Source organism: Clostridium sp. LS3, assembly GCF_055330225.1.
The window spans coordinates 2,743,216-2,757,859 of record NZ_CM143921.1 but is presented as its reverse complement, the minus strand read 5'-3'; the positions used below and the strand labels follow the sequence as shown (position 1 = coordinate 2,757,859).

The window sequence follows — 14,644 nt, the reverse complement described above, 5'->3', positions numbered from 1 at the left end:
TTATAGGAATTTTTAGTGAAATCATTAAAAATTAGCACTATTAATGTGTCAGATTAAGTAGATAAACATAGGATATTATATCTAATAAAATATTAAGAATTATATTATAAGGGTAATTCTTTAATAATGGGAGGATATAATTAATGAGAATACTATATGATGAAACTGAACTAGATACAGTTAGCGAAATGGAATATGTAAAAGAGCATTTAGAATTGGAAGAAGATTCAGAAAAACAAATAGGAATGAGTGAAGATGAAAAAGAAATGTGGGAATATGTAAAGAAAACTAGACCTACAAAAAAAGAAGCACACAAAATTAAATGTGAAGAAGAAATGGAAGATAAAGAAGATAGATGTCCAGATTCTAAACACACTCGACTTGAAGCTAATTGTAAATCAGAGATCCACGTTAAGCCTAAAAATAAAATAATATATGTATGTCCAAGAACAGCTCAATATTTTTTAGCAACTTCATCAAAATGTTGTGGACAAATTAAGGTTAAATTTATTGGACATGGATTTAATCCAAAATTTAAAAAGGTTTGCGGAAGCCTTGGAACTTATTTCATACTAAATGCAGGAATTCTATTTATTCCTAAGAAAGATTTACAACCTGGTGAAATTGATGTATTACCTTTTGAAGCATTTGATGGATGTAATAAATTTAAGTTTGATGTAGTATTTACTTTTGACCCATGTAAATGTTGTAATAAATAAATTATAGGCCGTAAGTATTCAGACATCTTAAATTGGCATTTAAGATGTCTGTTTTGCATAATGCAGTAGTTTTTATTTAATGAATAAAAACTATATTTAAAGTTAATTAATATGCTAGATTTAAATAAAATAGCATATTATATTGTGGGCTTAGTATAGGATTTGAAATTTTATTATAAAATGATTCTATAGTAATGGGAGGATATAATTAATGGAAACATTATATAGTGAAGATGACTTTAATATAGCTATTGAGACTGAATATAGTGAAGATGACTTTAATATAGCTATTGAGACTGAAAATGACTTTAATATAGCTATCGAGACTGAAAATGGGGACGAAAGTTTAGAGTTGGTTGAAGATATAAATGATGAAGCAAAGGCATCTATGGAAGAAGATGAAGAAAAATGGTCATGTGAGAATAAAACATTACTTCAAGCTAATTGTAAATTAGAAATGCATATTGAATCCAAAAATAAAGTGATATACGTATATCCAGGAAAAGTTCAATATTTTTTAGCATCATCATCAAAGAGTTGTGGAGCTGTTAGTGTCAAGTATATAGGCCCTAACTATAATAAAAGGTGTAGCAAAGTGAGAGGTATTCTTGGAAGCTATTATATTTTAAATGCAGGAATATTATTCGTTCCTAAAAAATGTTTGAAGCCAGGTAAAATTGATATATTACCTCTATTAGCATTTGATGGATGTAACTATTATAATTTTGAAGCAGTATTTAATTATGATCCATGTCGATATCGTAATAAATAAATACAAAGTGATTAATAATTAAAATGAGCTGTTTAATTTTCAACAGCTCATTTTAATCTAACTATATTTTTATAAAATTTACAATAGTTACTGAAATTATTATATAATAAAGTTAAATGTATAGGAGGATTTTGAATGGATAGATATAATGAGGAAGTTGATGATGAAAATATACTAATAGAAGATATATCAAGGCAAACTTATTTAAGATTATTATCAAAACAATATCAAAGCATTGCAGAATCGGCTACAGAAATCATTAATTTAGAAGCAATTTTAAATTTACCAAAAGGAACAGAGCACTTTTTAAGTGATATACATGGAGAATATGAGCCTTTCATTCATGTTTTGAAAAATGGATCTGGGACAGTTAAAAGAAAAATAGAAGATATATTTGGAAATACATTAATGGACAGTGAAAAGAAAAGCCTTGCAACTTTAGTTTATTATCCAGAACAAAAATTAGAAATAGTTTTAAAAGAAGAAAAAAATATTGGTGACTGGTACAAAATAACCTTGTATAGGCTTATTGAATTATGCAGATATGCGTCATCTAAATATACAAGGTCAAAAGTGAGAAAGGCACTGCCAAAAGATTTTACTTATGTCATAGAAGAGTTATTACATGAACAAGTAAATGGAATAGATAAACAAAAGTATTATGATAAGATAATTACTACAATTATTGATATTGATAGGGCAAATGAATTTATAATTGCACTAGCTAAGCTTATACAAAGATTAGTTATTGATAGACTTCATATATTAGGAGATATATATGATAGAGGCCCAAGGCCGGATATAATTTTAGATACACTTATAAATTATCATTCAGTTGATATACAATGGGGAAATCATGACATACTTTGGATGGGAGCGGCATCAGGTTCAAGAGTATGTACAGCTAATGTTTTAAGGATTTCAGCTAGATATTCAAATTTAGATATAATAGAAGACATTTACGGAATTAACATATTGCCATTAGCAACCTTTGCACTTAAGTATTACAAAGATGATCCATGTAAAAATTTTATTCCTAAATCAAATGATAAAAGTAGCTATAATAATTTTGAGATAGATTTAATAGCTAAAATGCATAAAGCTATAACTATTATTCAATTTAAACTTGAAAATGAAGTAATAGAAAGAAATCCAGAATTTAAAATGAAACATAGATTATTATTAAATAATATAGATTATGATAAGGGAATTATTAAATTAAATAATAATATATATGAACTTAATGATAAAAATTTTCCTACTATAGATAAAGGAAATCCATTTAAGCTTACAAGGGATGAAGAGATTTTAATTGAAAAACTAGAGTCTTCTTTTATTAATAGTGAGAAATTACAAAGGCATATTTCTTTTCTTTTTGAAAAAGGAAGCATTTATTTAAAATATAATGATAGTCTTTTATTACATGGATGTATACCTTTAAATAAGGATAAAACCTTTAAAAGTATGACTATACAAGGAAAAGAATATAGTGGAAAAATTCTTTTAGAAAAGCTTGAATCCTTAGCAAGAGAAGGGTACTTTAGTAAAAGAGATACTAAGGAAAGAGAATATGGAATGGATATAATGTGGTATCTATGGACGGGCTCTAATTCATCACTTTTTGGTAAAGAACAAATGACTACATTTGAAAGATATTTTATAGATGATAAAACTACACATAAGGAATATAAGAATCCATATTATAAATGGAGAGATGATGAAGCAGTATGTAATACAATTCTTGAAGAGTTTGGAATTAACTCCAATGAGGGAAGAATAATTAATGGACATGTACCTGTTAAAAATAAAAGCGGAGAAAGCCCTATAAAAGCAAATGGTAAACTTATAGTAATAGATGGTGGATTTGCTAAAGCATACAGAAGTCATACAGGAATAGCTGGATACACTCTTATATATAATTCATATGGATTTCAGTTAGTTGCTCATGAACCCTTTGACTCAATAGAAGATGCTATAGTAAATGAAAAAGACATTCTTTCTACAATTACTGTGGTAGAAAAAAATTTAGAAAGAAGAAGAGTTAAAGATACTGATATTGGGTTAGAGCTAAAAAGGCAAATAAGAGACTTAAAGATGCTACTTACAGCATATAGAAAAGGCTTAATAAAATAAAATGAGATAAGCTTGCTTTTAAATAAAAAGTAAGCATAGCCATCTATCACTAATATGATAGATGGCTATGTTTATTATACAAAGTTTATACACTGGTCCTTTTATAACAATACTTTAATTTCTTTAATTATTATTTTAATTATATATTATTGAATGGTTACTTTAAATATATTAGAAGAGGTATGAGTGCTATCCCAACGACCATATATTTCAATAATATATTCACCCTTCTCAGTTGGTAGCTCAATTGAGTACTTATTTGATGAGCCTAACTTCTTTTCATCACAATCTTTTCTAGGTTTGTCTTCCAAATTTATAATATATACTTCCTTAGGTTTTAAAGAAAATGAAACTTCAATAGTATCTCCAGGGTTTGCATAAAAAGTATCCATTTCTTTTCCTATCTCATAAGGACTACCCCTCATTATAGAATTACCACCGAATTTAGGATTAAACCAATTTTCATCTCCTGATTTTGTATAAAGTTTATTTCCTTGATACTTAATATTTACAGTAGGTCTTTTTGAAGGAAAGGGTTCTGTTATCTTTTCATAGATATAAGACGATAAGATTAGTACACTAATGATTACACCTATTACAATGTAAGTTTTATTTTTTATTTTCATATGTCATCCTTTCCTCCTTTCTTGGCTTAAGAATATTAATGCTTCTTAATAAAGAAAATAACTCTGTTATGCTTTTAAGAATTTAGTTAATTTACAAAATATTCTTTTTTACTTATATTAAGTTTAACATAATATAAGTAGAAAAGAATATTTTTCTATTATATATATTAATTTACTGTTTTATTTGAGATTTCCAATTAGGATAGTAGAATAAGACTTTCAAAGTGAAGCTCTACCGAATGAAATACTAGGATTTTTTTAAAGCCATTAATATCAATGGGAAGTAAATATGATTTAAATATTATATAAGCAAAAGGACATATTATAAATGAATAGCATGTCCTTTTGCTTATTTTGTAATTAAAACTTAATTATTAAAATTAAGAAAAACAAGGTAAAATTAAATTATATAATGGTAAAAATAGTAATTAGGGGGTGTGTATATTGAGAAGAAAATTAAATAAAAGTAGGATAATAATTTCAATACTTATTATTATATTGATATTAGTAAGTATTAGATTAGTAGTTAATTTAAACTCAAGAAATAAGTATAAAAATGAAGGAATAAATATGACAGAAGAAGACAAGGAAGTAGTAAATAAAGTTATTGAATTAGCAGAAGAAAAAGTAGGCTTTCAATACGTATGGGGTGGAAAAGGTGAGATTATGACTGGTGAAAGGCTTGATGAATTAATAGGATACTATGGAGAAAGTTATTATCCATTAAAGAGAGAAACATATATAGGAAATCAAGCCTTCGATTGCTCTGGATTAACTTATTGGACATATAAAGAAGTAACAGGAGTTGAAATCGGATATTCAACTTATGATCAAGAAGAAACATTGCAAGGATATGAAGTTGATAAAGAAGATATACAACCTGGAGATTTAATTTTTACTCCAGGACATGTAGTTTTATATAAAGGAAAAGGAAAAATTATAAATGCATATAATAAGTTACCTTATCCACTAGGAGGGGTAAAGAATGGAGATCTTTATTTAGGAGAAGACAGCGTAATATATAGACCTATCGATTATATAAACTCACTAAAATAATTACAAAGAGAAGGGAACTTTTTTATCTATATAAAACTCTTAGTTATATACTTATAATTTAAGGTACAAGGTTAAAGGGGGAAGAGGCTTGGAGCTTGAGGTTAAGAAAGCTATAAATGGGGATAAAGAAGCTCTTTTAAGACTAATTATAAGTCAAAAAGATAACTATTATAAATTAGCTTATGTATATATGAAAAATGAACATGATGCCTTAGATATATTACAAGAAATGATAGTAGTTTTATATAAAGAAATTCCAAAGCTTAAAAAGCTTGATTCTTTTTATAGTTGGAGTAAAACGATACTAGTTAATTTATGTAAAAATGAACTATCAAAGAGGAAGAAGTATGAAGAGATTGATTTAGAAAATATATCAGAAGAAAATACTTTTAAGGAGTCAGAAGATAAAATTTATCTAAAATCTCTTATAGAAAATTTAAATGAAAATCAAAAGGAAGTTATCAGGCTTAGATATTATTTAGATTATTCTTATGATGAAATTGCAACAATTATGAAAATTCCCTTAGGTACAGTTAAATCCAGAATTAATAAAGGAATTAATAGAATAAGAAAAATTATAGGTGGTGATGTAAATGATGGATTTAGATAAAGAATTAAATAATCTAAAAGAAAAAGATTTAAAAGCTCCACCGCAATTTGAAAATTTAATGAAAGAAGCATTAGATGATGCAAAAAGAGAAAAGAAAATAAATTTAAATAATAAATATGTAAAAATAGCTATAATATTTATAGCAGTTATGTTTATTTTTAATTTAAGTACAGTTTCTGCAATGATAAAAAAGTTAATGGGATATGATGATTATTTTTCTTATAATAGCTACGTAAAAAAGCTTAATAATAAAGGAGAACTTCAAGATGTTAATAAATCAGTAGAATTTAGTAACGGTAAAAAAGTAACAATAGAAGCAATTGTTTATGATAATAAGTATATTTCTGTTTTTATGAGGGGAAGTATTACTTATGCAGATAGGTTTTTACCAACAGATGTGCCACCTGAAGAATATGATTCTACTAAACCTAAATCTGATATAAGAATTTTCAATGGGGATTTTGCATCGGGTTCAAGTGCATTTAGTGAAAAAGACAAAAATGGAGATACATTAAGTGTATGGACATTTAAAATAGGAGAAAATAAAAAGGATTTTACATTAGAAATTACAGAGGAAGGTGAAGTTAAGGAGATAACTGTAGATATAGATTCATCTAAGATAGTTAAGATTAAGAATATAGAGCCAGAAAATAATGAAATTCAAATAGATGGAGTAAGCTTTATAGTAAATAATTTGAGAGTTAGCCCTCTAGCTATAAATCTAGACTATTCAGTAGTTTCTAATAATGAAGAAAAGATTAAGGCTATTCAAAAAAATTATGGAAGCTTTTTTAATGAAGGTATATATTTTAGACCTAATATAGAAGGTAGAAACATTGAGAGAATGGGTGTAGTTGTACATGATGAAAAGGAAACTATAAATAATGGTATTAGAATAGTTGAAAACTTTGTTCTAAAGGACTTAGCCATAGATGAATTTAATAAGGCTAAGATAGTTATAGCATCAGCAAATTTTAGCGAAGCTCTAAATATTGATATTAAGAGTAATATTAAAGATACTTGGGTAAATGATAATTTATTTATAGAAGAGTTAAAATATAATGAAAAGAAAGAAGTAGTGGATATATCTTACTGGAGTAAGTATAAAAAAATATGGTTTGATAAATACTTGATTTATGAAATACTTCCGTATGATGGTGTTTTTTCATATGAACAATCAATTCATAAAGCTAATATAAAAGATTATTTAGGCCAAGACTACAGAAAATTTATATTTATGAGAAGACAGCTGTACATTGGAGAAGGAGAGAAGTTATCTAATAGTGAAAAATTATTTATTTCCAATAATAAAGCATTAGATATTAAGAAAAAAGATAGGACTATAAATATAAAAATTGATTATTAGTTAATTGAATTTTTAAAAAATATTGACAATAAAGTAAATAAGATATATAATCCATATTAATTAATAAGCATAACGAAGATTTATAAATGTTTATAATTCGGAGTATAAGATAATTAAAAGCTGTGATAAGAACAAGTAGTAGTTAGTAAAGCTTACAGAAAGTAGCCGGTTGATGAGAGGTGCAAGTTAAGCTAATTATGAATACATCTTTGAGCTTCACACCAAATGACTTTTAAGGTTTAGTAGGCTGTGACGTATTCCTTGCACACGTTATAGTGCTAGAGTATTACCTGGGTAATAATGGAGTACTCGAAAAGGTAGGCAATGTGAATTGTCTATGAACTTAAGGTGGTAACACGAAGATTTATCTCTCGTCCTTTTGATATAAGGGACGGGAGTTTTTTGTTTTTAAAAATACTTATCTTGGTTCAGATACTTTTATCAAGTAGCTTTTACAAAGTTAGTCTTATAGAACTTGCTTATATTTTAAATAATATAAGAGGAGTGTTTTAGATGAAAAAAACAATTGAAGAGCAAATGAAAATCATTAAAAAGGGAGTAGACACAATAGTTAATGAAGAAGAATTAAGAAAAAAGCTAGAAAAAGCTGAAAAAAATAATGAATCATTAATTATTAAGTTAGGACTTGATCCAAGTGCACCGGATATTCATCTTGGTCATGCTGTTGTTTTACGTAAAATTAAACAAATGCAAGATCTAGGTCATAAAGCGGTAATAGTTATTGGAGATTTTACAGGTAAAATAGGAGATCCAACAGGAAAGGCAAAAGGAAGGAAGGCATTAACTGATGAAGAGGTTTTAAATAATGCTGAAACTTATAAGGAACAAATATTTAAAGTTTTAGATAAAAATAAAACGGAAGTTCGTTTTAATAGTGAGTGGCTTTCAAAATTAACTTTTGACAAAGTTTTAAATTTAGCTGCAACTACTACCGTTGCTCGTGTATTAGAAAGAGATGATTTTCAGAAAAGGTATAAAAATAATATTCCAATAGGAATTCATGAATTTTTCTATCCTTTGATGCAAGCTTATGATTCAATTGCTTTAAAGTCTGATATAGAACTTGGAGGAACAGATCAAACCTTTAATATTTTAATGGGAAGAACTCTTCAAAAAACTATGGGACAAGAACAACAAATAGCAATGTTTATGCCTATTTTAGAAGGATTAGATGGTATTGAAAAAATGAGTAAAAGTCTTGGGAACTACATTGGTGTAAATGAACCTGCTAATATAATGTTAAAAAAAATAATGGAAGTTCCAGATAATTTAATTATAAAATACTTTGAACTAGCTACAGATGAGCATCCAGATAGAATAGATAAAATAAAGAATGAACTAATTAATGGCAAAAATCCAAAAGATGTTAAATTAGAATTAGCTAAAATAATAACAAAATTATATCACTCAGAAGAGGCTTTAAATGAAGCAATAGAATTTTATAATTCAGCATTTGCTAAAAAAGAAATACCAGATAATATTCCTAGCTTAAGTGTAGAAAATAATTTATTGAAGGATATTACTTCTAAATTAATAGAAGAAAAGTATGTTCCGAGTAAAAAAGAATTTACTAGACTTGTAGAACAAGGTGGAGTTCAAATTAATGGAGAAAAAATAAATGATTTGAATATAAATTTATCTTCTGGAGATGTATTAAAAATAGGCAAAAAGAAATTTGTAAAGATAGAAATTAATTCATAAAATTAATTTTTTAAAGTAATGAGAAATAACCCTGTCAATTAGGACAGGGTTATTTTTATAAAGTTATCATATAATAAATTAGCATATTAAAGTTATTTATTATGTGATAACTTTGATCTTTTAGTGAACTTTTTACCGTTAGAGTGAGCACCTTTCTTTTTTCCATTCTCAATACCGATTTCAGAGCCGGATTCTGAATACATTTTTCTAAGTTCAGCATTTGATTTAGGACGATCTTTTCTTCTATGTTTATTATTATCCATTTTAGTTCCCTCCTAATATAAGTTGTCTATATTAGCTTTTCCATAAGGTACTGAAAAAATATTATTAAAATGTAGCTTAATATAGTATTTATTATTTATAGAGGTATAACTTGTATCTTATTTTCTAAACTTAATTTGATTTTTACATAAATAACATCCTATAAGTGCCGTAATTGGTACTGCTAAAACTATTCCAATACTACCAGATAAGCCTTGAATAATCTCAATACCTAAAAGGTCTAAATTTATCATTTTATTAAAAGGCATATTAGCTGAGAATACTAAAATTAAAATACTTAGTGATCCTCCAGCAAAAGCTAAAATTAAGGTGTTTGTCATTGTTCCAATCGTATCCTTACCAATATTCATAGCACTTTTAAATAAATCATTAAAACTTATTTTGCTATTTACTTTATGAATTTCAAATATAGAGGATGCAATTGACATGGCAATATCCATAACAGCACCAAGAGTAGCTACTAGAATCCCTGTAAACATTATTCCTCTAATTTTTAAACCTGTATCTTCAGCAATATACATTAAACTTTCAGCTTCACTCATATTTAAACCAGAAAGGTTTGTTAATGCACCAAAAATGTAAGCTATTATCCCAGAAATAACAACACCAGAAATAGTACCTAAAATAGCAGTTAGTGTCTTTTTATTGAAACCAGAAACTAATATAAGAGTGATAACTATGCTAAGTGTGCTCATAATTATTCCAGCCATTATAGGATTTACTCCCCTTAACATTAAAGGAACCATCAAATATACACAACATATTAAAGTAAATATTAGTGCAACCAAGGACTTAACGCCTTTAACTCCACCTATTGCTACAACTGAAAGTATAAATATTGCTACTAACAAATAAATCATATTGCTTCTATCATAGCTATATAAATTAAATTGAGTAGTTCCATTTTTTTCAGACACTCCAATTATAACTTTTGTTCCCTCTTTTACCTTTAAGTTATATAGTCTACTTATTGGATTCTCTATTTCTTGTAAAGTTTTAGAGTAAGGGCCAGATGAAACTTCAACAAGTACTTTTTGAAATCCAACTTCAACATTTTCTAGAAAAGGATCTTTTGCTAAGTCCTCACTTAATACTTCTTTAACAACTGCATTATAATATTTCATATTTCCATTATATTTGTCAGGTAAGAAACCACTTTTAAATATAAATTTTGAAATACCTATAAGGAGTAGGCTAAAAAATATAACACCAAGGACTAAAATAACGTTTTGATTTAAATAACCTTTTTTTTGTTTCTTATTCTTCTCAATCTTTTTACCCATTTTATCCTCCAAAGTAATTTATATACAATAATAATTATAGTATAGTATATATGAAAGGTAAATTACATAAGGAAAATATTGTTAGAAATAATTTGATTATTAATTATTTTTAGCAATATGGATAATACTGTATTATAATATGAGAAGGTTTTAATTACAAATCATAGGGGGACATATATGATAAATATATTAATAGTTGATGATGAAAAAGAAATTGTAGATTTGATTGACCTGTATTTAAGAAATAAAGGCTATTCTATATTTAAAGCATATGAAGGAAATGAAGCTTTAAATGTTTTAAAATTAGAAAAAATTAATTTAGTAATTATGGATTTAATGATGCCAGGAATAGATGGGTATTCTTTAATAAAGAAAATTAGGAGTACAAGCAATATACCAATAATAATTATATCAGCTAAATGTGAAAATTATGATAAGGTTTTAGGATTAGATGTAGGAGCTGATGATTATATAACAAAGCCTTTTGAACCACTAGAGTTAATAGCTAGAGTTAATGCTCAGCTAAGAAGGTGTTATTCTTTGAATGTGGAAGATAGTTTTGAAAAAATTATAAAAAGTAGAGATTTAATATTAGATAAAGAAAAAATTATTTTAACTAAAGATGGAAAAGAAATTACATTAACTTTAAAAGAGTTTAAAATGTTAGAATTATTTATGGAAAATAGAAACAGGGTTTTAACTAAACAAACAATATTTGAAAATGTTTGGAACGAAGATTATCTCTATGATGATAATGTAATAATGGTTCATATAAGCAATTTAAGAGATAAAATAGAAGATGATGATAAAGCTAATAAATACATAAAAACAATACGAGGAATTGGTTATAGATTTGAAGATAAATAATTTATTCAAAAGTAGAAGTTTAAGTAGAATTTTTATTATCAATTATGTTTATACAATAATAGTTTTTATTATGGCTTTAATATTATTTATTTTTATTTCAATTTGGGGAATTGCATCTAGAATCCCTTTAACAAAAGAAGAAGAAATATTGATGGAGGAAGAGTTTTTTGTTAAAGATTATAAAGATCTTAATATTGAAGGAATTGTAGAAGTAGGTGGATGGATAGAAGTTATAGAAAATAATAAGGTTGTTAATGTAATTGGAGAAAAGAAAGATAATATAAATGATTATTGCTTATTAAATATTGTTACTTCATATGAAGAACAGCTAAAGAAAGAAGAAAAATTTTATGATGCAAAGGTATATAGAGAAGAGAATAATTTATATGTAGTTAAAATACCTAATGGTGACTTTTTTTTAAAAGAACAATTTAAAGAAAAGAGTTTAGGAAGAAGAGTTGCTGAAACTTTAAGATATTCAATAGTTTTAGCAGTAGTCTTTATAATAGTAGCTCTATGGGGAATTTATTATAGATATATAAGAAGAATTAGAGAGATTTTAAATGAAATAAATTTAGGATTAGAGAAAATGAGAGAAGGAAATCTATCGGTAAGGCTAGATTTTAAAGGATATAAAGAAATAGATGGAATAAAGGATAGCTTTAACTATATGGTAGAAGAAATTAAGATAGCTAATGAAAATAAAGAAAAAATCGAAAAAAGTAAGAAGGATATGATAAGAGATATAGCTCATGATATTAAAACACCAATCACATCTATAATGGGGTATTCAAAAGCTTTAAATGATGGAACTGTGCAAGATGATAATGAGAAAAATATATATTTAAATTATATCTATAATAAAACATTAAGATTAAACTATTTAATAAATGAGTTATTCTTATTTACTAAATTAGATAATGTTGATTATAAACTACATATGGAAAAAAAAGATATGTGCGAATTTTTAAGGAATATAGTGGCACTTTATTATGGAGAAATTGAAGAGGCAGAATTTAATTTAGAAATAGATATTCAAGAAGAACCTATTTATTGTTATTTTGATTCTAAAGAGTTAGAAAGAGCGATTGGAAACTTAATTACTAATTCACTAAAGTATAATAAAAGAGATACAACTTTATTTATTGGGTTAAATAATAGCAGAGAAGAAATAGAAATTATAATCAGCGATAATGGTATAGGAATTAGTGATAGTTTACAAGATAATGTTTTTGAGGAATTTGTAAGAGGAGATAGTGCCAGAGAATCAAGTGGAGGAAGTGGACTTGGTTTAGCTATTACTAAAAAAATTATCGCACTTCATAAAGGTAAAATAATATTAAAATCTAAAGAAGGCTTTGGTAGTGAGTTTAAAATAGCTTTACCTAAATATAATGGAAATTAAAAGAGATAAAGATACTTAAGCAAGGAAATTTAAGAAAAACTTAAGGCGTGGAAAATTGCTTTTATTTAGTGGAAGTAGTAGTATAAAAAGGTGTATTAATGGAAATGGAGGGAATAATAATGGAAGAAATTCAAGAAAAGAAAAAGCTAGGGGCAGGTATAATTACCATATCTATATTGTATTTTATAGGACTGGGTTTTACACTATTAGGATCAATAATAAATCTGTTATTTAAAGATCAAACAAACAAGATTCTAGCAGAAACAGGGACAGGTGTTCAAGTAACTACTGCACAAATTTTAATAACACTAATTACATCAGCAATAATAATTATATCAGTAGTATTAATTTTATGTAGAAAATCTATAGGAGTAATTTTATTCTTTGCCACACAAATTTTATCGATTGTATATGGAGCAATAACTGTTGGGGTTAATATATATACACCGTTAAATTTACTTTTCCCAGGATTGATGGCTTTCTTTATATACAAAAAAAGAGATATATATTTTATTAAAGAATAATTATGTACTAATAGAGTAAATTTATCTTTATAAGTTTACTCTATTTATATTATAGGAAATTATAAAATTTTTATAATTTCCTTATCTTCAGTTTGTACGTGGGCATATGTAACTTTGCGTTAACTTGGAGCGAAGCGACGGAATAAGTAGACTTACATATGTCCACTTTTTTATTTAAGTAATTATATTAGAGGTGATTTTATGAAAAAAAAGAAGGTAATAATAGGAGTAACTATATTTGTAATAGCTTTAATAGCTACTATTGCTGGTGGTTTATATGTAAAAAATAAAATGAAAGTAGGCACTGATAAAGAGAAAAAACAAGTTAACTATTTTGAAGTAGAAGATGTTGGTGGCTTAAAGTTTAAGGGAAGTAGTATCATAAGCAAAGAGCAGAAAATAATTTTAGATAAAACTAACGGTGAATTAAATGAAGTATTTGTTAAAGATGGACAATATGTAGAAAAGGATACAGTTCTTTTTAATTACTATAATGAAATGGTTCAAGATCAAGTTGATGAATTAAATAGACAAATCAATTCCTTAAATTCAAAAATTGAAAAAGAAAAGCAAAGAGTAAGCAAATTGGGTGAAGTGAAACAAGAAACAATAGGTATGCCAGCGCAAACAGCGGAACAAGGACAAGTAGCTATGCAAGGACAAAATGGTGTTTCTCTAGAGCCAGAAAGTATGGTAGAAGATTTAAAGGAAAACTTAAATGAACTTGTATCTAAAAGAGATTCTTTAAATGCAAAGGTTGTAAAATCTGTAAAAGCAGAAATTGCAGGGACAGTATATATAAATACTGAAGATCCAACAAAAGAATATATGAAAATAATAGCAAATGATCCATTAATAGCTTCAGAGGCATCAGAGTTTGATGTTGATAAGCTTAAAGTTGATGATAAGGTTGAAATAAAGGTTGTAAGTAATAACAAGAAGGTTTTAGGTAAAATAACAAAAATTGAGGAAATTCCGACTATGTCAGTTGATCAAAAATCGACTTCTTATAAATTTTACGTAAAGCCAGATGAAAGTATAAAGATAGGTTTTAGTGTAGAACTAACAGTAAATCCAGGGCAAATTACAATTCCTAAAGAATCTGTTATAGAAGAAGATGGAAAGCTTTATGTTAAATTAGTTGAGGGTGAAACTAATAAGAAGGTTGAAATAGTAGCTAAATTAGAAGATGATAACTATTTAATTCAAAATGATAGCTTAAAAGTAGGAGATAAAATACTGACAAATCCTTCAGAAGATAGTAAGGAGGAAGTATAAT

14 protein-coding genes and 1 other annotated feature are annotated in these 14,644 nt (G+C 26.6%); of the genes, 11 read left to right on the top strand and 3 right to left on the bottom strand.

What is annotated here, in order from left to right:
• Nucleotides 1-143: 143 nt before the first annotated feature.
• The 3 genes from ACZJV1_RS12925 to ACZJV1_RS12915 all read left to right on the top strand — a co-directional run bounded on the left by ACZJV1_RS12925 (nucleotide 144) and on the right by ACZJV1_RS12915 (nucleotide 3,624).
• Nucleotides 144-719, top strand: coding sequence for a hypothetical protein (locus ACZJV1_RS12925; RefSeq protein WP_460288257.1), 576 nt, complete (start codon nucleotides 144-146; stop codon nucleotides 717-719).
• A gap of 211 nt (nucleotides 720-930) precedes the next feature.
• A complete protein-coding gene (locus tag ACZJV1_RS12920) occupies nucleotides 931-1,491 on the top strand; it encodes a hypothetical protein (RefSeq protein WP_463650395.1) in 561 nt (186 codons plus the stop codon).
• 135 nt (nucleotides 1,492-1,626) lie between these two features.
• Nucleotides 1,627-3,624 carry a fructose-1,6-bisphosphatase gene (locus ACZJV1_RS12915; protein ID WP_463650394.1) on the top strand — a complete coding sequence of 666 codons (1,998 nt, stop codon included), beginning with the start codon at nucleotides 1,627-1,629 and terminating at the stop codon, nucleotides 3,622-3,624.
• A gap of 146 nt (nucleotides 3,625-3,770) precedes the next feature.
• Here the strand turns inward: ACZJV1_RS12915 and ACZJV1_RS12910 are convergent, their stop codons facing one another.
• Nucleotides 3,771-4,250 (bottom strand): hypothetical protein, encoded by a 480-nt coding sequence (locus ACZJV1_RS12910; protein ID WP_463650393.1) that lies wholly within the window; start codon nucleotides 4,248-4,250, stop codon nucleotides 3,771-3,773.
• 444 nt (nucleotides 4,251-4,694) lie between these two features.
• Here ACZJV1_RS12910 and ACZJV1_RS12905 point away from each other — a divergent pair, with 444 nt between their 5' ends.
• The 4 genes from ACZJV1_RS12905 to tyrS all read left to right on the top strand — a co-directional run bounded on the left by ACZJV1_RS12905 (nucleotide 4,695) and on the right by tyrS (nucleotide 9,004).
• Complete coding sequence (locus ACZJV1_RS12905; RefSeq protein ID WP_463650392.1) at nucleotides 4,695-5,306, top strand: C40 family peptidase; 612 nt, start codon at nucleotides 4,695-4,697, stop codon at nucleotides 5,304-5,306.
• 88 nt (nucleotides 5,307-5,394) lie between these two features.
• Entirely contained in the window at nucleotides 5,395-5,916 is a 522-nt protein-coding gene (locus ACZJV1_RS12900) for an RNA polymerase sigma factor (RefSeq protein ID WP_463650391.1), read from the top strand.
• A complete protein-coding gene (locus ACZJV1_RS12895; protein WP_463650390.1) occupies nucleotides 5,900-7,282 on the top strand; it encodes a DUF4179 domain-containing protein in 1,383 nt (460 codons plus the stop codon). The genes ACZJV1_RS12900 and ACZJV1_RS12895 overlap by 17 nt, the downstream gene beginning before the upstream one ends.
• A 113-nt stretch (nucleotides 7,283-7,395) precedes the next feature.
• Nucleotides 7,396-7,664, top strand: a binding site (T-box leader).
• Nucleotides 7,665-7,795: 131 nt separating this feature from the next.
• Nucleotides 7,796-9,004, top strand: coding sequence for a tyrosine--tRNA ligase (gene tyrS / locus ACZJV1_RS12890; RefSeq protein ID WP_463650389.1), 1,209 nt, complete (start codon nucleotides 7,796-7,798; stop codon nucleotides 9,002-9,004).
• A 92-nt stretch (nucleotides 9,005-9,096) separates the two neighbouring features.
• Here the strand turns inward: tyrS and ACZJV1_RS12885 are convergent, their stop codons facing one another.
• Both ACZJV1_RS12885 and ACZJV1_RS12880 read right to left on the bottom strand, forming a co-directional pair.
• Nucleotides 9,097-9,267, bottom strand: a complete 171-nt coding sequence (locus tag ACZJV1_RS12885) for a hypothetical protein (RefSeq protein ID WP_411168300.1) — start codon at nucleotides 9,265-9,267, stop codon at nucleotides 9,097-9,099.
• A gap of 117 nt (nucleotides 9,268-9,384) precedes the next feature.
• Complete coding sequence (locus ACZJV1_RS12880; RefSeq protein WP_463650388.1) at nucleotides 9,385-10,569, bottom strand: YibE/F family protein; 1,185 nt, start codon at nucleotides 10,567-10,569, stop codon at nucleotides 9,385-9,387.
• A gap of 177 nt (nucleotides 10,570-10,746) precedes the next feature.
• Here ACZJV1_RS12880 and ACZJV1_RS12875 point away from each other — a divergent pair, with 177 nt between their 5' ends.
• The 4 genes from ACZJV1_RS12875 (at nucleotide 10,747) to ACZJV1_RS12860 (ending at nucleotide 14,643) form a co-directional block, all read left to right on the top strand.
• Nucleotides 10,747-11,436, top strand: coding sequence for a response regulator transcription factor (locus tag ACZJV1_RS12875; RefSeq protein ID WP_463650387.1), 690 nt, complete (start codon nucleotides 10,747-10,749; stop codon nucleotides 11,434-11,436).
• Nucleotides 11,437-11,506: 70 nt separating this feature from the next.
• Nucleotides 11,507-12,841 (top strand): sensor histidine kinase, encoded by a 1,335-nt coding sequence (locus ACZJV1_RS12870; protein ID WP_463650386.1) that lies wholly within the window; start codon nucleotides 11,507-11,509, stop codon nucleotides 12,839-12,841.
• Nucleotides 12,842-12,960: 119 nt separating this feature from the next.
• Nucleotides 12,961-13,365, top strand: coding sequence for a hypothetical protein (locus tag ACZJV1_RS12865; RefSeq protein WP_463650385.1), 405 nt, complete (start codon nucleotides 12,961-12,963; stop codon nucleotides 13,363-13,365).
• A 201-nt stretch (nucleotides 13,366-13,566) separates the two neighbouring features.
• Nucleotides 13,567-14,643 carry an efflux RND transporter periplasmic adaptor subunit gene (locus ACZJV1_RS12860; protein ID WP_463650384.1) on the top strand — a complete coding sequence of 359 codons (1,077 nt, stop codon included), beginning with the start codon at nucleotides 13,567-13,569 and terminating at the stop codon, nucleotides 14,641-14,643.
• Nucleotide 14,644 lies beyond the last annotated feature (1 nt).